Origin of the sequence: Candidatus Francisella endociliophora (assembly GCF_000764555.1) — a bacterium.
Lineage (GTDB): Bacteria > Pseudomonadota > Gammaproteobacteria > Francisellales > Francisellaceae > Francisella > Francisella endociliophora.
Genome location: NZ_CP009574.1, coordinates 816,569 through 834,795 on the forward strand (window position 1 = coordinate 816,569; position 18,227 = coordinate 834,795).

The window sequence follows — 18,227 nt, forward strand, 5'->3', positions numbered from 1 at the left end:
TTAACTCTCTGTATTATTTTTTTGTGTGTTTTCTATATTAACTTTTGTGATTTTTCTAAAGCCTTGTGGTAAAAGTACTCCTCCACCAGATGGTTTATCTGTAAGATAAGTATCTATATTTTTATTATCGATTCTAATAAATCTCTTACCAGCACTAAGTGTAAGTTCTTGCTCAGGTTCAAAAAGCTCTATAAATTTAACTTTATCTTTTTTATCTAATCTTATAATGGATTTGCCTTTACCTTTTTTAAGAACTCCAAAACTAGCAAAATCACGAATAACTGTACGCCCTTGTGAACTTACTGCTAACATTTTTTTATTCTCTTTAAATGGCATAAATGCTATAACATCCTCAGTATCAAAAATATTTTTACCAGTGACCTTATTAGTTATCAAATCTTCAGCTGGAATAACAAAACCTTTACCACTAGCACTAGCTAACAAGAAGTGAGAAGCTACATTAACAAATGCCATGTTGATAATTTCATCTTTTTTATCAAGTGGAATATATGTGGTTATATGTTCACCATATCCCCTAGCAGATGGAAACTTATCAACATACATTGAGTAAGCTTTACCAAGCTTGGTAAAGAATACCAGCTTAATATTACTATTCCCTGAAGTTGCCAAATATGGTTTATCTTCAGGTTTGTAGTTAAGACCTTTCGGATCTATACCATCTCCCTTGGCACATCTTACCCAGCCAGCTTTTGATAATATAACAGTCACTCTCTCGCTTGGCATTAGATCTTTTTCTTCAAGAGCCTGCGCTTTTTCTGTCTCAATAATGTGTGAACGACGCTCATCACCAAAATCAGCCAAGATTTGTTTAAACTCTTTTTTCATTAAGTTTCTAAATTTAACTTCACTATTTAAGTAGCCTTCTAAGAGCTCTTTTTCTTTTGCTAGCTCAGCCTGCTCTTTTTTGATTTCAATCTCTTCAATCTTCGCTAGCTTACGCAGTCTGATATTTAAAATTGCTTCAGCTTGAATTTCTGAAAGTGAAAACCTATTTTGTAGTTCAATGCTTGGATCATCATAGTTTCTGATAATCTCAATCACTTCATCTATATTTAGAAAAGCAATTAGTAAACCTTCTAATACATGCAACCTTGCAAGTACTTTATCTAGGCTAGTTTGTAACCTTCTGCGTAAAGTAGCTTTGCGATACTCCAACCACTCTGTAAGTATCTCTAAAAGATTCTTCACTTTAGGACGATTATCAAGACCAATCATATTCATATTCACACGGAAACTTTTCTCAAGATCAGTGGTCGCAAGCAAGTGCCCCATGATTTTTTGAATATTTTTCTTAGTACTTCCAGAGTATAGTACTATTTTGACAGGCTCTTTATCATCAGACTCATCTTGGATATTTTTTATCCAACTAATTTTTTGAGCTTTAAGTTGGTTAGCAATTTGTTCCATAACAGAAGCACTTGACACTTGATGTGGTAGCCTTGTAATAACTACATTGCCATGACTATCATAGTGATATACTGCTTGTTGTCTAATTGAGCCATTACCAGTTCTATATAAATCCGCTATTTCTTGACGAGAGCTGATAATATTTGCTCCTCCAGGATAATCTGGAGCTTCGACTATTTCTAAGACATCATCAATTGTAGACTTTGGTTTTGACAAAAGTTGCAAACAAGCATTAATAATCTCAGTTATATTGTGCGGAGGAATATATGTTGACATCCCCACAGCAATACCCATTGCACCATTTAGTAAAATATTTGGCACTTGAGCAGGTAGTAGTTTTGGCTCATCCATTGTACCATCAAAGTTTTTGACCCAATCAACTGTACCTTTTTTTAGCTCATCTAGTAACAATACTGCATATTTAGATAAACGCGATTCTGTATATCGCATTGCAGCAAATGACTTAGGATCATCGATAGATCCCCAGTTACCTTGCCCATCGATAAAAGGATAACGATATGAAAAGTCTTGTGCCATCAGCACCATAGCTTCATAACAAGCACTATCACCATGTGGATGATATTTACCAAGTACATCACCTACTGTACGAGCTGATTTTTTGTATTTAGATAGATGGCTTAGACCAATCTCACTCATTGCATATATGATACGCCTTTGCACAGGCTTCAAACCATCTGATATATGAGGTAAAGCTCTATCTAAGATCACATACATTGAGTAGTTCAAGTATGCCTGTTCGGAGAACTCGCCAACAGATTGAGTGTTTTCTAAACTTGAGAATAAATCCATATATTAAGGAGATATAATAAACTAATGGCTAAATTATATATTAACAGCCTTTGCTATGCTAGAGAAGTTAGAAAGTACTAAGACTAGATCATCCTATTATAGGATACCAATTATTAACTTGGGTTATTTAAAAACCTAGTTATTACTTTGTTGAGCTTGACGCTGCTTAAACATATAGACAATAGTTTCTAACTCTCTTGAAAACACAAAGCCTTTTCTTTTTAGATAATCCACCGTCTTAAGATTATAACCTCTCAACTCCCAAACCTTGTTTGTAAAATCAAAAGTTGTAATCGCATTTAAAAAACTGCTTCTACCCTTACGACATTCTGCAGTAAGTGCAGATGTAGCTGGAAACTTAATTAAAATTGTACGTTTATTAGCATCATAAACTGCAACAGATGGATCTTTATTATATTTGCGCAACTGCTCACTAAAGCTTGTAAATTCTTCGATATCAAGAAGTGAAGCCTCTTCATCTTCTTTATTAAGCTGTTTTATCGTACGATTGTTAAAATCTTGTTTAAGCTGATGAAGATCTTCCTTTAGTTGACTAAATTTCTCTAAAAGCTCTTTATAGCGTTTCTCTAAAGTTAAATTTGATATTTCCAGACTATCATTTCGATTAGATAGTTCTACTTGCTTTTGTTTTAATTTAGATGTTTTATCTGCGACTTCTTTGTCTATGTGAGTCTTGAGATTATTTCTTAGAGTATAAGTAATATCATTTTTATCAACTGCAAAACTCTTTAGTGTAGTTTTGATAGTCTCAAGCAACTCATCATGATTAGGTTTAGAAATTTGCTCAACCTCATTTTCAGCAACTGCTAAAGCTTGTTTTCTGTCATCTTTGTACAATGTAACTTTTTCTACTAAATCAATTATCGAAACACCATTACCAATAAGTTTTCTGATCTTATTAACTGTAATTTCTTCATTTTGTGACTTTAAAAGATCACATTTTTGATTTACTAGTTTTTGAGTTACTTGTTTTGACATCTTAGCCTTTTTCTTCTTCTCTTAAAGTTAAAACCTCATAGCCATCTTTTGTAACTAAAATTGTATGCTCCCATTGAGCTGATAGTGATCTGTCTTTTGTAACAGCAGTCCAACCATCTTTAAGAACTGATACAGCTCTTTTACCAATATTAATCATTGGTTCAATTGTGAAGATCATACCTTCTTCAATTTTTGCACCTGTACCAGCTTTACCATGATGCATCACATGAGGTGGTTCATGGAAATTTGCACCAATACCATGACCACAAAAAGCATCAACTATTGAATACCCGAACTTCTTAGCATGTTTTTCAATTACAGCACCTATATCGCCAAAGTGATTACCTGGTTTAACAACCTCTATACCTTTCCAAAGGCATTCATGTGTTACATCAACTAATTTTTTAGCCATTACAGATGGTTCACCAATCATAAACATTTTACTAGTATCACCATGATAGCCATCTTTTTTAACAGTCACATCTATATTTAATATATCGCCTTTTTTCAGCTTTTTATCAGCAGGTATACCATGACAAACCACATGATTTATAGATGTACAAATAGATTTTGGGAAACCATGATAATTAAGCGGTGCAGGATAAGCATCTTGCTCTTTGACAATATAATCATGACAAATATTATCAAGTTCTTCGGTAGTAACACCCTCTTTAACATAAGGAGTAATCATCTCTAGAACTTCTGCCGCCAACTTTCCAGCAATACGCATTTTTTCAATTTCTTCTGGTGTTTTTATAAGTATTTCGCTCATTTATACATATCATTTTTTAAATATAAGTCTAAGTGCTATTATAAACTATCATTTCATGAATATATAGATGTCGTAAAATGATGTTAAAATTAACAGACTAAAACTTATAATCTCAACAAAATGAAAATCCAACAAGCCCAACAGACCTTAGCAGAACTTTTCAAAAATATTTCTCACCCACGCTTAGCAAGTTTTATAGCTTTAACAGAAGAGGTTGGAGAACTTGCTAATGAAATTATGCAAAAAGAAATATATGAAGAAACCTCAAATAATGAAAAAATAACCTCTGAACTTACAGATGTTTTTGTTAGTCTGCTTGAGCTAGCAAATTTATATGAGATAGATTTAGAGAATGAATTTAACAAAAAAATAAAAACTCTAAAGCCTCGTGTAGCACAATGGCAATCTGCAGAAAGTTTATTAAAAATAAAAAGAGATAAGCTTGATTGATTTTAAAAATCAATTTTTTATACCAATATATCTTGCTAGATCAACAAAGCTATCCTATATTATGAATTATTGAATACGTCATTTTTACTTTATATTATGAAAATATCTAAAATAATTTTAGCAGGTTTAACAACCTTTACTATATCAACACCTATATTAGCGAATGATCAATACATTATCTTTGGTGATAGCCTAACAGATACAGGTAGCTCCAAAAGTAGTCAAATATTAAAAGATAATGATTTACCTGCTACAAACGGTGGTGAAATAGATGGTAATAATCTTATTAGAGATCTAGGAAATAACTACTGGGTTCCCGGAGATACTGCATTTCCCAAGAACTTCCAAGCTGCCCCTATAACTAGCTTTAATTATAGTGATATTAATCAAGCGCCTAAAACATGGATCAACTATTTCTCTGAAAAAAATGGGCAAACTCTAGTAATATATAGAGCTGCTATAACTGATTTTGGGAAATACCTAAATACTCCTAAAAATAACATTACTTTTGCTACTGCAACAGCTCAATCTGGTGATAATTTCATTGATGATCTAGATTATAAAGCAATTTACCAAACAGGCATGTTCCCTTACGCAGACTGTCCAGCAGACAAATACGGTGAAGTTTTAAAAGGTTCACCAATAGCTAGTTGTGTCCCTAGCGTTACAAAACAAGTTAAGAAGTTTATTAAGCTAGCTAAAGCAAATGATTTCAAACCAACTACAGATACTAAAGTTATCATCTGGGTCGGTGGTAATGATGTATTTGGAAATATTGTTAAAATATTGAATATTCCAAATATTGATGTTAAAAATATCAAATCAGAATTTAAAAAATTCCAACCATCATTATTAGTTAATAATGTAAAAACAAGCATAAAACTCTTAGAAAATTTTGGCATTAAACCTAAAAACATATATGTTTTTGCCCTACCTAACTTCAAATATGTACCTGCTGTGCATCAACTTATATCAGAGTTCCCTAATTCAGTACAAACTGTAATATCTAGTATACTTAGCGCGGTATCAATAAACTATAACAATAGTTTAAGATCTATGGCAAATCATGAAGGTGCTAATTTTTTTGATGTTGGTAAATACTTAATTGAACTAGTAAAAGATCCTCAAAATCCAGAATATGAACAATATTTTGGCAAAGTAAATAATAATCCTTTTTCAATGTGTGTAGATACAATCACAACCCCTAGTAAAAATATGGAAGAGAACTTTCCTATCTGCAAAGGATATATATTTTATAACAAAATGCATCCTACCACATATACTCATAATATAGTCGCTGATAAATTCCAAGAGTTTGTAAATACATACTCTCTAGACAAAAAATAATTCCAACACTATCTTTTACTATATTTTTGTATTATTATACTTTCTGTAAGGATTGGAGATTTCAGTGATATGATTTCTTATAGTTTTTTAACTCACTTTTTTTAGTCTTAGTGTTTTTACAAAATTATAAATTCCATACAGCCTTTGGTAGGGGCTATGTCCTATCAAAATATGAATAAAATAAACAAATTAAGAGAATAAAAATGGATAATAAATCACAAGGTACAGTTAAGTTTTTCAATGACCAAAAAGGTTTTGGTTTTATCACTCCTCAAGACGGTGGAAAAGATGTATTTGTACATATTTCAAAATTAGATGGTGAAACTTTGGCAGAAGGTCAACAGGTTGCTTTTGAAACTCAAGAAGGTAGAAAAGGTCCTGAAGCTATAAATATTGAGGTGCTATAATGCCAAGTATTAGAGTAGATGATCGTAAACCATTTGATATAAGTCTAAGAAACTTTAAGCGTGCATGTGAAAAAGCAGGTATCAAACAAGAGCTTAGAGATAGACAACATTACGTAAAACCTACTGAAAGAAGAAAGTTAGCTAAAAGAGCTGCTGTTAAAAGAGCTAGAATCGCTCAAAGAAGAGCTTTCGGTTAATCATTTCTTCCTTTCCAATCTTTTTTATTTAGTTTAAAAACTAATCTCTCTCGTAAATTATCTTTTTTATAAAGTTTTGCGCCTAGCTTTTCAACAGCTTTTTGCGAACGAAAATTACTAGTCCAAACATCAAAAAATACATTATCAAGATATTTAAAAGCATACTCTAGCATTAGTTTTTTTACTTTTTTATTTAATCCAGTACCCCAACATTTTTTTGCGTAAAATGTATAACCTATTTTTACTGATGAAGCGACTGAATCATACTCATAGTATCTTGTTGATCCAACCAACTCATCTTTGTAAAAAATCAAATAACAATTCTGTGGATTATTTATAGCATCATTAAAAAACTTTTTGAACCCTTCTAGCTCACAACGTTCTTTAGCATTATATTGATCCCAAATTTCAGGATCTTTAGCAACTTCAAATAGTCTATCAGAATCATCTTGAGTCATTAGTTGAAGATGAACATTCTCACATGAAATAGATTTATTAAAGTCCATATAACTTTCTTCCCTACACTTATAAATTCTATTATAAAAGCAAATATTACTATCAAAAGTTTTTTGATTTTCTTTTATATAAGCCTAATTCCTTTTAATTAGAATTTTCTCAGTCAATATATTAGCATCACAAATCATGCCTACATTCTCAACATTTGAAACCAAGAATGTTCCTATACCCATTTTTTGATACTTTGGATCAATGTAAAGTAACTTTAATTCAGTCTTAGTCGCTGTTATAAAACCTGCTACTTTGCTATCATTTAAGCAATAAATCTGTGTAAGCTCATAAAGCTTACTCCAATCTGGCTTTAACGATTTCCAAATATTAAGCTGTTGAGTGGAATAATGTTTTGTTAGAGATGAGATAGATTGTATTCTAATATTTTCAAGTTGCTCAATATCATTAAATGTAGCGTAGCGTAACATTACTCAACTGTTACTGATTTAGCTAAATTCCTTGGCTGATCAACATCCGTGCCTTTGATTATAGCCACATGGTATGAAAGAAGTTGAAGAGGTATTGTAAAGACTATTGGTGCACTGAAATCGTGTCCGCCATCTAGTTCTAAAACAATACTATTATCAAAGCTAACTCTATCTTTAATCGCTTTATCAACAAAAAGAATCAACTTACCACCTCTCGCATGAACTTCTTGTAAATTTGAAAGAGTCTTATCTAATAAATCATCATTTGGCACTACAGCTATTATTGGCATATTTTTATCAACTAGAGCTAATGGGCCATGTTTAAGCTCACCAGATGGATACGCCTCTGCATGGATATATGATATTTCTTTTAACTTAAGTGCGCCTTCTATAGCTATTGGATAATATAATCCACGACCTAAAAAGATTGTATGCTCTTTATCAGAGAAATATTCGCTTATTTCATCTATTTCAGGATCAAGTTTTAAAGCTCCCATAACTAAAGCTCGAGTATTTTTTAACTCTTGTGTATATTTAGCAATTTCTTGATCAGATAAAGTATTTCTGAGCTTAGCCATTGCAAGAGTAAATATTGCTAAAGCAACTAATTGAGTTGTAAAAGCTTTTGTAGATGCAACACCTATCTCAACTCCTGCTTTCGTCATAAATGCAATATCTGACTCTCTAACAAGCGAGCTATTTGGTACATTACAAATACACATACTTCCAGCATAGCCTTGCTTTTTACTCTTTCTTAGAGATTCCAGAGTATCTGCTGTTTCACCAGATTGTGAAATACTTACAAAAAATGAACCTTCAACCACAACATTATCGCGGTATCTAAGCTCACTTGCAATTTCGACACTACAAGGAATCTTTGCATATTTTTCTATCCAATATTTCGCAGTCATACCAGCATTATAGCTAGTACCACATGCAACTATACAAATATGCTTTGTTTTCTCAAATAGCTCTTTTGCTTTGTTATTAAAATTATCCAAGCTAATTTCATCACCATCTAATGATGCGGCTATTGTATTTGAAATAGCTTCTGGCTGCTCATATATCTCTTTAAGCATATAATGCTTATAACCATCTTTAGAAGCGCTTGATGATGAATAGTTATATTCTTCAACTTCAAGATTTTTAGCTATACCGTTACTATCATAAACTTCTATATTATCCTTAGAAACTACAGCAACATCACCTTCATCGAGATAAGAGAACCTATTTGTTACTGGCAATAATGATAAAGCATCTGATGAAATAAAATTCTCATCGATTCCAACACCTATAACTAACGGCGACCCTGATCTAACAGCAACTATCTTATCAGAAAATTTTTGTGAGATAATTGCTAAAGCATAAGCTCCTTTTAGAAGCTTTGTAATATATTTGATATTCTCAATTATTGAAAGATTATCTTGCCATTTCCTATCAAGAAGATGTGCAATCACCTCTGTATCAGTATCAGATTTGAAAGCATAACCATCATTTATTAGAGTTTTCTTTAACTCTGCAAAATTCTCAATCACTCCATTATGTACAATACAAAACTTTTCTGAAGCATGGGGATGAGAGTTTTCTTTTGAAGGCTTCCCGTGAGTTGCCCATCTCGTATGAGCTATCCCAATATTACCTTTGAAATCTGGTTGCGCATGAACAGATTTCTCTAGTTCTATAACTTTACCAACCTCTTTACAAATATCGATCTTACTATTATCCTCTATAACAGCTAAACCTGCTGAATCATAACCTCGATATTCAAGCTTCTTTAAACCCTCAATCAATATATTTGTAACATTTCTCGTAGAGTTAGCTCCAACTATTCCACACATAATAAATACCTACTAATTAATTTTTATTTATCCGCTTTTTTGACAGGTCTTTCCCAACTATCTATATGACGCTGTCTAGCTCTTGAAATTGCAAGATTATCAGCTGGCACATCTTTTGCAATAGTTGACCCCGCGCCCACAGTTGCTCCTTGACCAATATTAACTGGAGCGACTAGTTGTGAATCAGAACCAATAAAAGCATAATCACCTATAGTAGTCTTAAACTTATTCACACCATCATAATTACATGTAATTACACCCGCACCTATATTACAATTAGCACCTATTTCACTATCTCCAAGATATGTTAAGTGTGATGCTTTAGATCCTTTACCAAGAACTGTCTTTTTAGCTTCAACAAAATTTCCTATAACAGCACCTTCTTTTATATCACAATCCGGTCTAACTCTTGCAAAAGGTCCAACAATAGCACCTTCTCTAATAATAGAGCCATCAACCATACTATTTGCTTTGATTTTAACATTATCTTCTATAGTACAATTTTTCAAAATACAGTTGGCACCAACCACTACATTATTTCCAAGCTTTACATTCCCTTTAATAATGACATTAATATCCAACCAACAATCCCTACCAACTTCTAGTTTACCACGCACATCAAATCTATGAGGATCTGCAATACTAACACCTTTTGCCATAATTACATCTGCAATATGTTTTTGCCATTGTCTTTCAAGTTGTGCAAGTTGTGCTCTATCGTTTACGCCTTGAATCTCAAACTCTTCAACAGGATGCGTCACTGTAATTGAAATATTATCTTTCCTAGCCATTGCCACAATATCGGTCAAATAATATTCACCTTGAGCATTACTATTACCAAGATTAGGAAGCCATTTTTCTAAATGCTCTCTCGCTACACAGTATATTCCTGTATTAATTTCTTTAATTTGTCGTTGACCATCAGTCGCATCCTTTTCTTCAACAATATGACTAACTGCACCAAACTTATCTCTAACTATACGACCAAGCCCTGTTGGGTTATCTACAATAGCTGTTAGTACTGCTAAGTCATCACTTGCTGATTTAATTAAGTTAGCTAATACTTCTGTAGATATTAATGGTACATCACCATAAAGAATCAAAACTTTATCTTCTTTAATTTGTGGCAAAGCTTGTAAGACAGCATGTCCTGTCCCTAACTGCTCCCTTTGCTCAACAAATGTTATATTTTGACCTACTAGGTTATCTTCGACCATCTCTTTTAGATGTCCATTAACAACTATAATATTATCGGGATTAAGAGGTTTGACTCTATTGATCACATGCTTAATTAAAGTCTCCCCTGCTAATGTTTGCAGCACTTTTGGTTTGTTTGAATTCATTCTAGAGCCCTTACCGGCAGCCAAAATTACAACTGATAAACTCATAATAAAAAGTCTCCTTATAATTTCTCACATATTTCTAATAAAATAGTGATAATTTGATAATGATCTTCTAGCATTCTATCATACATATCTTCCATAATTGAGGATATGGGTACCCATTTAGTATCATTTGCATCATCTGCTGCTCGTATATTGGGCAGTTTTTCCCATTTATCAAATACAAATAATCCAGTATGACTAATAGTTCTACCACGAACAGAACGATCTGGATAATCAAAAACCATTTCTGTTATTTTTGCTAAAGCTAATTGTTCCCTAGTTAAATCAAGGCTTGTTTCTTCATGCAACTCTCTAACTATAGCTTGAGATATTGTTTCATCATGCTCCAAAAAGCCTCCAGGTAAAGCCCAAAGATTTTTTCCTGGCAAACCTTTACGCTGTACTAGTAGAATCTGATCGTTAACAATAACTAAAGCATCAACCGTAACCAAGTTTGGTTTATATGGTGCACTGCTCCACGATTTCTTATATTCTATAACATAATTATTTTCAGCGACTAAGTCTTGATATTGTTGTGTGAATATGAACTTTTTTAAAAAAGCATAGGTACCTTTTGATAAGTTATCATTACACATATATTCAGCAATGATTTCACCTTTATAAAACTTTTTCCTAAAATCTGTAGCATTATAATTTTTATAGTTTGTAACAGGAATATATCCCCACTCCGGAAAACTTTTTATATAATAACTAGAACTATCTTTAACGTGTCCAGCTATGGCAACTGTTTCATTTTTATTAATATGCTTTCTGACATTAGCTCTTAATGCATCTTCCCATTTTTGTTCTTGATAAAAATAATCTGCTAAAGGCTCTATCTCAACTCGAGATAAATTAACTCCTGCAATTTCAAGATCTTCCAAAATCATTTGTTTTCTTTGTTTATAAGAAAATGGATTTTTTACATTAGGAGCATTAAATGAACTACCAACATTTATAATTACTTTTTCACTATGCTTAAGAGCAACTAGTATATTATGTAAATGACCTTTGTGAAAAGGTTGAAATCTACCTATAAAAACTGAAACATCATACATTTTATAACCTATGTATTTAATACCTGAGCTTGTGCATCACTATCGTAAACACTGTCACTTGATGGTGCTGTCATCTGCGTGTAATCTTGCTGAGCCTGAGAACCCTGTTGCTCTTGCTGCTTCGCTTTATCAATCGTTCTATCATATGAACCTAGACTAAAGCTACTCTTCTTAGCTCCTAACAAACCACCTAAACCAGATTTTGCATTATCTGGACTTGCTGTTGAATTCGCTAAATTTACCTCTGCTTGTTTAGCAATTTTAAGATTATCATCACTTTTAAGCTCTGTATTGTTTAACTCTTTACGGATATTACTTAGTAAGCTTACTCCTTCATTTATATAGTCTGGCGCTTGTGTTTCCCCATCACCTAAAAAGACCATATTAACCTTAACTAAACTTGATAGCTCATCAACCTTACGAGCTTTAATAACAAAAATTAGATCTTTTTTACTATCTCTAACTTTTATCAAGTGCCCTGAAAGCATTTCATCTTCTTCTGAAGATATAGTATAAGTATCAGAGTGTGCTTTGAAATAATCTTCAAGTAAGTTTATAGTTATTAATAAGGGCTCTCTAAAAACTAACTTCAACGAGCCAGAATCATCATATACAACGCTAATAGCAACCTTTGAAATCTGATCACTTATTATTTGTGACATATTAAACTGATCTGTATAATTAGGTGGCAGCATATCCTTCTCTGCTTCATCCACCTGTGATTTTGCATAGTTATTATCGCCGTCCGGCAACTTCAAAGCAGGCTTTATTTTCTCACCATTTAATCCGGTTGGTATTTTTAAAGAAGGTTTTTCTGTAACCTTAACTCTAGCATAATCATATTTTCTATTTCTAAATGGTGTTCCGCTTATTGTGTCTGTCAAGCTTTCATATGAAAAGTCGTTTTCCACGCTGTTAGTCGAGCAGTCTTGTAATAAAAAACCTAAGCTCAATAACACAAGCAATTTAGATATCTTTCTCATTGTTTAATTAAATACAACTAGCTAATTAAGTTAGCTAAATATTATAACACAGTGCTATACTAATATTTAGTAATAAAAATGAGCACAAAACTATGAAAGATAATCTATTTATATTTTTACAATACATAATACCTCACAGCTTAACTTCACGCTTAGTAAGTAAATTTGCTGATTCAAAAAATAAAACTGTAAAAACTTTCCTAATAAAAACAGCCATTAAAAAGTTCGATATAAATATTGATGAAGCAAAAGAAACAAATATAAACAATTATTCATCTTTTAATGATTTCTTCATTCGAGAATTAAAAAATGGAATAAGACCTTTGAATAAAGATGAAAATACAATATCTTCTCCAGCTGATGGTGTTCTTAGTCAGTTTGGTGATATAAAAGATAGTACTTTAATTCAAGCAAAAGGTAAGTCTTTTAAGCTTAATTCACTCATAGCTGAAAGTTCAGCTACAAGGTTTACGAAATTCGCTACGATTTACCTGTCTCCTAGAGACTACCATAGAGTACATATGCCTATTGATGGTAAGTTAACCAAGATGGTATATATTCCTGGTAAACTTTTCTCAGTAAACAATACTACAACCAATAGAATCGATAATTTATTTGCTAAAAATGAAAGATTAGTTTGTTATTTTAATACTAGCATAGGAGAAGTAGCAGTTATTTTTGTAGGTGCCCTTTTAGTTGCAGGTATAGAAACAGTATGGCATGGAAAAGTAGCACCCAACTACTACAAAGAAGCCCAAACATGGAATTATAACTCAGAAGAATTTAATATCACATTTAAAAAAGGCGATACCTTAGGTTGGTTCAATTTTGGCTCTACAGTTATAGTTCTAACACCAGGAGAAAAGGTAAGATTCAATTTTGAAAAAGATAATTCAGAAATTAGAGTCAATCAAGATTTAGCTTTTATTGCTGAATAAAGACTCATATTTATCCAACAACGACTAAGAATATTTGTTCTATTAACATTATTTGATTTACATTCTCTGACATAGGCTATGCCATTATCAGAATCTACGCTATCTTCTGATACTCTAAATCTAGGCGGCAGCTTAATATCAAACCTTTTTGCCCATTTTCTAATTGTAACATGTTTAAAGCCCAAGACCTGCTCTGCATCCTGATAGCTTAACCCTTCTCTCTGGCATTTTAATAAAATTTCTTTAGCTGAACATTTAAACTTGTTTTTAACTATCTGTTCAAAATTTCCCGAATACTGATTTGCCATATCTCGAGCCTCCTCTAATTAACTAATTTGATCTCTCTAGACTAAGATATTACAGCTTTTATCTATCTCCACAACCCTTTTATACAGCAACTTTTATAGTTTAATTTTATGATCAATAATAGATAATATTCTTAATAAAATGTTTTAAACATCCCTTAATAAAGCTATTAAAGAATAAAAATCTAAATCATTATGTAAGGCTAAATTACATTATATTTTTAGACCCATATCGATGAATACAAAATTAGACACAAAATATCTATGCTATACTTAAAGCAGTTTATTTTTTTAAAAAAAAGTAAATTTTATTGAAAAAAATTATATAAAGAAAAAGAAAATATTGATTAACCTAGAGGAATAATTCCAGCTAAGTAAGTCGTTTCAGAGCAAGCATTTCTATCTAAGTATTCATTGCCATTTGCATCTTTTTTAGTTGGGCATTGATGTCTTACAACACATGACATTAAAGACATTGAAATTAGTCCAACAACAGCTATTTTAAAAATATTTTTTTTCATAACTTTCTCCTTGAATTACTCTTGCGACTGTTGCGCAGGCTCTGGTTGATACGATGATACACACGAAGCCAATACACATGAAACCAAAACAATAGCAATGATTTTTTTCATAATGTTTCTCCTATTATAGTTTTATTAAAAATCTAGTTGCTAAAATCATTCTTTAAAACTAGATCACACCTATTTTATACCACACAGAATAAACATAGACAATATAAATTCATCTTTTTTATTACTTTTTTATTTAAATCTATGTTTTAACTTCATATTTATAACCTCAAATACTATAATCTCAACAACAAGCATTTATCACAAAAATCAAGATGGATTTCAACCACATATTAATGACTGTTCTAATGGCAATAATACCTCTAATATTTGCCATAACTATGCATGAAGCAGCTCATGCTTATATTGCAAAAATAAGAGGAGATAATACAGCCTATAGCTTAGGTAGAGTTACTTTAAACCCGGTTTCTCATATAGATCCTATTGGCACAATACTAATCCCTGGGATTATGCTTATCTCATCAATGGCAGCAGGATTTCCTTTTATATTTGGTTGGGCTAAACCTGTACCTGTTAATTATAACAACCTAAAAAAACCTCGACTCGATATGGCTTTAGTTGCAGCGGCTGGACCTTTAGCTAACCTACTTATGGCAATAATCTGGGCTTTAGTCGCAAAATATGTAACCCTACATCCCTACATTCAAGGTATGGCTTTTTATGGAATAATGATAAACGTAATACTGATGGTTCTTAACTTGCTACCTATACCTCCTTTAGATGGTAGTAAAATAGTAACATCTCTCCTACCTAGTTCCACTGCGTATAAATACAATAGCTTTCAAAGATATGGTTTTTTCATTCTATTAGCATTGATAATTATTCCATTTAATGGCTCAAACCTTTTGTTCTATATTATGAAACCTTTTATAATAGCTATTACTAACTTTATCCAATTAATAGTCTTCTAAAGATAAATTTTTATATACAAATCCACTTTTATTCTTTATATTAAAAAAATATAGTATAAATTTTCTTTTAAGAGTTATGTTAAGAAACTTTAAAAACCAGCCTAAAGGCTTATGGGTCTTATGCAGTATTGAAATATGGGAAAGATTTAGTTACTTTGGAATGAGAGCTATTCTTATTCTTTTCCTAACAAGTAAATTCTGGGGTATGAGTGACACTCAAGCTTACTTAACATACGGAAGTTATGTTGCATTTGTATATATGGCTCCACTAATAGGTGGTTATATATCTGATGTATATCTTGGACATACCACAAGTGTCAAGTATGGCTGTATATTCATAATGATAGGTCATTTACTATTAGCCATGGATATGTTTTTCTTTTTAGGGCTAGGCTCTATAGTTGTTGGCACAGGATTTTTCAAATCAGCGATGAATGTTAATATCGGGGAACTTTACTCGAAAGACCAAAAACATATGAAAGATAGTGCATATACTCTTTTTTATATGGCAGTAAATCTCGGTGGAGCAATTGCTATCATCACGGTTCCTCTAATAGCAAAATACTATGGCTGGCACGCTGGTTTTGCAGCTGCTGCTTTTGGAATGTTCTTAGGGCTTATAACACTTTTTATAGGTCAAATAAAAAAATTAGTTCCTGCAGATCATATTAAAGCTACCAAACAAACTCATGTTACTATAATTATTGTTGCCACAACTATCGCTTTTATTTTTGCATATCTTATTTCAACAGCAAACAATACAGCATCTGTATTATATATAACTAGCATCTTAGCTCTTTTATATTTAGCTTATAAAGCCAGAAAAGGAGGTAAAGAGTATCTTATAGCAATCCTTGCCGTTCTTAAAATTTCTATAATTGTTATGCTTTTCTGGGCTCTATTTGAACAGACTGCCACAAGTGTTTTACTATTTACAAAAAGATTTGTTGATCTTAATATTTTTGGGTTTGATATTTCTGCTGCCAACATTCATGTAACCAATAACCTTTCTATCATTATACTCTCTCCCATACTTGCAGCGATTTGGGCAAAATGGAATATTTCTGTTTTTAAAAAAATGGGAGCCGGGCTTGTTATCACAGGATTAGCCATGGGAATATTCACTTTTGCAGCCTACCTTGCTCTACAAGGTCACGCTGTATCTATATTAATTATAATTCTTGGTTTTATCGCTATAACTATAGGAGAGCTATGCTGTAGCCCTACAGGCTTATCTGCTATTAGCAAAGTTGCTCCTAGAGATATTGCAGCTTTACTATTTGGAATATGGGGAATTAAATCAGGCATTAGCAATTACATGGCTAGCTATATTGCAACATTTACAGATATTAATACTTCATCAACTACGCAGATACATACTAGCCAAGCCCAAGCATATTACAATGTATTTTTCACACTAAGTATTTCAGCTATAGTAATAGGTTTAATAGTTATATTGATCTCTAAAACATTATTCAAATTGTATAAAATATAACTTTTATATCTATTTTATTTACCCTATTTTTAATGTAGACTTTACTGAGTAAAAATCCATATATTATCCTTAAGATATAATGACATTATTAATACGTATACAGATTCTAGTTGTTGCTTTACTGTTTGCGACTGTATCTGCATTTTTGCAAGTATCTCCAAGTGTTAGTGTTGATTTTATACTTGATAAAGTAGAAATAAGCGAAAGTTTCTTCCTTCAACTTGTAACGCTATACTTTCTTTCATATGCTATTTTACAAATTCCATGTGGATATATTTTAGACTCAAAAGGTTTTGAAAAAATATTTCCTTGCTCTATATTTTTAGTTCTTATTGGCTGTATTTTATACTGGTTTTCAGACAATGTTTTTCTAATCGGTTTTAGTAGGCTTATTATTGGTGCTGGATGCTCAAGTGCATACATTATTTCTATATTTATAGCTACTAAATATTTCAATAAAGCTATAATCCCTTTATTAATAAGTTTTGCAGAAATTGCTACGGGTATTGGTGATTATTTTGCAGGCAATATATATTTAACGACTATCAAAGGTTTAGGTTGGAATGCGACAAATATAGTAACCGTTCTAATGGTTTTATTTCTATTTTTATACTCTCTGATATTAATGAGAGTTATAAAAAGACGTAAAAAAGATACAAAACTTGAACCTACCAGTAAAATGTCTATGAAAGATATCAAAAATTCAATTAAAAAAATGTTTAAATCATCAACAAACATTGCCATCTTTACATACTCATTTTTTACATGGGGAATAATAATGACTTTTGCTGGCTTTTGGGCGAAAAGTTATTATATTAATATGCATGACTATACTAGAGAGTATGCATTATCTCTACCTGAAATATACTGGATGAGCTTTTTAATTTCAGCACTTATTGTTGGAGCATATGTTAAAACAATTGCCCAAGCAAAGAAATATATATTATTACTTTCTATTCTGGGAGTTATAGCATACTTTACTATGTTAACTCCTTTTTTATTTGGATATTCTATGCTTATGCTTATCACAATTATCTCTGGTATCTCAGCATCAGGAGTCGTTTTAGGCTTTTTTATTATTCAATATCTTGTAACAGATACTGAAAAAGGTTTAGCTATTTCATTAAATAATCTTTTTATAGTTTTAGGTGGCATGGCTAGCCAAATCATATTTTCTCAAGCTATTTCATTTAATTTTGATAAGATTTATATACTTGAAGCGAGCGTTAATTCATTCTTTTATAGTGGTATCGTCATGCTTGCCACATGGGCTCTTTTTGCTTTTTTTGCTGTTATATATATTCTTAAAAAGTTATAAATTTGGATTAACTATACTGATTTAGTATAATATATACCATATAAAACAATCTTACGATAAA

At 31.8% G+C, this 18,227-nt stretch carries 19 protein-coding genes; 8 read left to right on the forward strand and 11 right to left on the reverse strand.

Going from position 1 to position 18,227, the window contains the following annotated elements; all coding sequences use genetic code 11:
- From parC to map, 3 genes are all read right to left on the reverse strand, one after another.
- On the reverse strand, positions 1 to 2,238 hold the full coding sequence (gene parC, locus QI37_RS04025; protein ID WP_040008797.1) for a DNA topoisomerase IV subunit A: 2,238 nt from the start codon (positions 2,236 to 2,238) through the stop codon (positions 1 to 3).
- 135 nt (positions 2,239 to 2,373) lie between these two features.
- Positions 2,374 to 3,237, reverse strand: a complete 864-nt coding sequence (locus QI37_RS04030) for a hypothetical protein (RefSeq protein ID WP_040008800.1) — start codon at positions 3,235 to 3,237, stop codon at positions 2,374 to 2,376.
- Between the two features lies 1 nt (position 3,238).
- The gene (gene map, locus QI37_RS04035) at positions 3,239 to 4,009 is read right to left on the reverse strand and encodes a type I methionyl aminopeptidase (RefSeq protein ID WP_040008802.1); all 771 of its coding nucleotides are present in this window, start codon (positions 4,007 to 4,009) and stop codon (positions 3,239 to 3,241) included.
- A 120-nt stretch (positions 4,010 to 4,129) separates the two neighbouring features.
- Here map and QI37_RS04040 point away from each other — a divergent pair, with 120 nt between their 5' ends.
- The 4 genes from QI37_RS04040 (at position 4,130) to rpsU (ending at position 6,410) form a co-directional block, all read left to right on the forward strand.
- Complete coding sequence (locus QI37_RS04040; RefSeq protein WP_040008804.1) at positions 4,130 to 4,459, forward strand: MazG nucleotide pyrophosphohydrolase domain-containing protein; 330 nt, start codon at positions 4,130 to 4,132, stop codon at positions 4,457 to 4,459.
- A 96-nt stretch (positions 4,460 to 4,555) separates the two neighbouring features.
- Positions 4,556 to 5,806 (forward strand): SGNH/GDSL hydrolase family protein, encoded by a 1,251-nt coding sequence (locus tag QI37_RS04045; RefSeq protein WP_040008806.1) that lies wholly within the window; start codon positions 4,556 to 4,558, stop codon positions 5,804 to 5,806.
- Positions 5,807 to 6,009: 203 nt separating this feature from the next.
- On the forward strand, positions 6,010 to 6,213 hold the full coding sequence (locus QI37_RS04050) for a cold-shock protein (protein ID WP_040008808.1): 204 nt from the start codon (positions 6,010 to 6,012) through the stop codon (positions 6,211 to 6,213).
- Entirely contained in the window at positions 6,213 to 6,410 is a 198-nt protein-coding gene (rpsU, locus tag QI37_RS04055; protein ID WP_040008809.1) for a 30S ribosomal protein S21, read from the forward strand. The genes QI37_RS04050 and rpsU overlap by 1 nt, the downstream gene beginning before the upstream one ends.
- Here rpsU and QI37_RS04060 read toward each other — a convergent pair.
- The 6 genes from QI37_RS04060 to QI37_RS04085 all read right to left on the reverse strand — a co-directional run bounded on the left by QI37_RS04060 (position 6,407) and on the right by QI37_RS04085 (position 12,609).
- On the reverse strand, positions 6,407 to 6,916 hold the full coding sequence (locus QI37_RS04060) for a GNAT family N-acetyltransferase (protein WP_040008810.1): 510 nt from the start codon (positions 6,914 to 6,916) through the stop codon (positions 6,407 to 6,409). The two genes, rpsU and QI37_RS04060, sit on opposite strands and share 4 nt — an antisense overlap.
- Positions 6,917 to 7,000: 84 nt before the next feature.
- Positions 7,001 to 7,345 (reverse strand): GNAT family N-acetyltransferase, encoded by a 345-nt coding sequence (locus tag QI37_RS04065; RefSeq protein WP_040008811.1) that lies wholly within the window; start codon positions 7,343 to 7,345, stop codon positions 7,001 to 7,003.
- Entirely contained in the window at positions 7,345 to 9,183 is a 1,839-nt protein-coding gene (gene glmS / locus QI37_RS04070) for a glutamine--fructose-6-phosphate transaminase (isomerizing) (protein WP_040008813.1), read from the reverse strand. The genes QI37_RS04065 and glmS overlap by 1 nt, the downstream gene beginning before the upstream one ends.
- A 23-nt stretch (positions 9,184 to 9,206) precedes the next feature.
- Positions 9,207 to 10,571, reverse strand: coding sequence for a bifunctional UDP-N-acetylglucosamine diphosphorylase/glucosamine-1-phosphate N-acetyltransferase GlmU (glmU, locus tag QI37_RS04075; RefSeq protein ID WP_040008814.1), 1,365 nt, complete (start codon positions 10,569 to 10,571; stop codon positions 9,207 to 9,209).
- Between the two features lie 14 nt (positions 10,572 to 10,585).
- On the reverse strand, positions 10,586 to 11,626 hold the full coding sequence (locus tag QI37_RS04080; protein ID WP_040008816.1) for a bifunctional nicotinamide-nucleotide adenylyltransferase/Nudix hydroxylase: 1,041 nt from the start codon (positions 11,624 to 11,626) through the stop codon (positions 10,586 to 10,588).
- A gap of 8 nt (positions 11,627 to 11,634) precedes the next feature.
- Complete coding sequence (locus QI37_RS04085) at positions 11,635 to 12,609, reverse strand: hypothetical protein (RefSeq protein WP_040008818.1); 975 nt, start codon at positions 12,607 to 12,609, stop codon at positions 11,635 to 11,637.
- 92 nt (positions 12,610 to 12,701) lie between these two features.
- On the opposite strand from QI37_RS04085, the gene asd reads away from it, so the two are divergent.
- Complete coding sequence (asd, locus tag QI37_RS04090; protein ID WP_040008821.1) at positions 12,702 to 13,547, forward strand: archaetidylserine decarboxylase; 846 nt, start codon at positions 12,702 to 12,704, stop codon at positions 13,545 to 13,547.
- Here asd and fevR read toward each other — a convergent pair.
- A complete protein-coding gene (gene fevR, locus QI37_RS04095; protein WP_040008822.1) occupies positions 13,520 to 13,855 on the reverse strand; it encodes a transcriptional regulator FevR in 336 nt (111 codons plus the stop codon). The genes asd and fevR overlap by 28 nt on opposite strands.
- Positions 13,856 to 14,199: 344 nt before the next feature.
- A complete protein-coding gene (locus QI37_RS10300; RefSeq protein ID WP_200883204.1) occupies positions 14,200 to 14,373 on the reverse strand; it encodes a hypothetical protein in 174 nt (57 codons plus the stop codon).
- Between the two features lie 323 nt (positions 14,374 to 14,696).
- Between QI37_RS10300 and QI37_RS04100 the strand changes: the two genes are divergently transcribed.
- From QI37_RS04100 to QI37_RS04110, 3 genes are all read left to right on the forward strand, one after another.
- Entirely contained in the window at positions 14,697 to 15,353 is a 657-nt protein-coding gene (locus tag QI37_RS04100; RefSeq protein ID WP_040008823.1) for a site-2 protease family protein, read from the forward strand.
- A gap of 76 nt (positions 15,354 to 15,429) precedes the next feature.
- On the forward strand, positions 15,430 to 16,848 hold the full coding sequence (locus QI37_RS04105) for a peptide MFS transporter (protein ID WP_040008824.1): 1,419 nt from the start codon (positions 15,430 to 15,432) through the stop codon (positions 16,846 to 16,848).
- 79 nt (positions 16,849 to 16,927) lie between these two features.
- Positions 16,928 to 18,166 (forward strand): MFS transporter, encoded by a 1,239-nt coding sequence (locus QI37_RS04110; RefSeq protein ID WP_081946980.1) that lies wholly within the window; start codon positions 16,928 to 16,930, stop codon positions 18,164 to 18,166.
- Positions 18,167 to 18,227: the final 61 nt, after the last annotated feature.

What these genes read in the sequence shown, in the direction of transcription:
- QI37_RS04060 (WP_040008810.1), bottom strand. Translation starts at nt 6,916, where the DNA reads ATGGACTTTAATAAATCTATTTCATGTGAGAATGTTCATCTTCAACTA.
- glmU (WP_040008814.1), bottom strand. Translation starts at nt 10,571, where the DNA reads ATGAGTTTATCAGTTGTAATTTTGGCTGCCGGTAAGGGCTCTAGAATG.
- QI37_RS04110 (WP_081946980.1), top strand. Translation starts at nt 16,928, where the DNA reads ATGACATTATTAATACGTATACAGATTCTAGTTGTTGCTTTACTGTTT.
- QI37_RS04080 (WP_040008816.1), bottom strand. Translation starts at nt 11,626, where the DNA reads ATGTATGATGTTTCAGTTTTTATAGGTAGATTTCAACCTTTTCACAAA.
- QI37_RS04030 (WP_040008800.1), bottom strand. Translation starts at nt 3,237, where the DNA reads ATGTCAAAACAAGTAACTCAAAAACTAGTAAATCAAAAATGTGATCTT.
- QI37_RS04085 (WP_040008818.1), bottom strand. Translation starts at nt 12,609, where the DNA reads ATGAGAAAGATATCTAAATTGCTTGTGTTATTGAGCTTAGGTTTTTTA.
- QI37_RS04105 (WP_040008824.1), top strand. Translation starts at nt 15,430, where the DNA reads ATGTTAAGAAACTTTAAAAACCAGCCTAAAGGCTTATGGGTCTTATGC.
- QI37_RS04040 (WP_040008804.1), top strand. Translation starts at nt 4,130, where the DNA reads ATGAAAATCCAACAAGCCCAACAGACCTTAGCAGAACTTTTCAAAAAT.
- QI37_RS04050 (WP_040008808.1), top strand. Translation starts at nt 6,010, where the DNA reads ATGGATAATAAATCACAAGGTACAGTTAAGTTTTTCAATGACCAAAAA.
- QI37_RS10300 (WP_200883204.1), bottom strand. Translation starts at nt 14,373, where the DNA reads ATGAAAAAAAATATTTTTAAAATAGCTGTTGTTGGACTAATTTCAATG.
- asd (WP_040008821.1), top strand. Translation starts at nt 12,702, where the DNA reads ATGAAAGATAATCTATTTATATTTTTACAATACATAATACCTCACAGC.
- QI37_RS04065 (WP_040008811.1), bottom strand. Translation starts at nt 7,345, where the DNA reads ATGTTACGCTACGCTACATTTAATGATATTGAGCAACTTGAAAATATT.
- glmS (WP_040008813.1), bottom strand. Translation starts at nt 9,183, where the DNA reads ATGTGTGGAATAGTTGGAGCTAACTCTACGAGAAATGTTACAAATATA.
- rpsU (WP_040008809.1), top strand. Translation starts at nt 6,213, where the DNA reads ATGCCAAGTATTAGAGTAGATGATCGTAAACCATTTGATATAAGTCTA.
- QI37_RS04045 (WP_040008806.1), top strand. Translation starts at nt 4,556, where the DNA reads ATGAAAATATCTAAAATAATTTTAGCAGGTTTAACAACCTTTACTATA.
- map (WP_040008802.1), bottom strand. Translation starts at nt 4,009, where the DNA reads ATGAGCGAAATACTTATAAAAACACCAGAAGAAATTGAAAAAATGCGT.
- fevR (WP_040008822.1), bottom strand. Translation starts at nt 13,855, where the DNA reads ATGGCAAATCAGTATTCGGGAAATTTTGAACAGATAGTTAAAAACAAG.
- parC (WP_040008797.1), bottom strand. Translation starts at nt 2,238, where the DNA reads ATGGATTTATTCTCAAGTTTAGAAAACACTCAATCTGTTGGCGAGTTC.
- QI37_RS04100 (WP_040008823.1), top strand. Translation starts at nt 14,697, where the DNA reads ATGGATTTCAACCACATATTAATGACTGTTCTAATGGCAATAATACCT.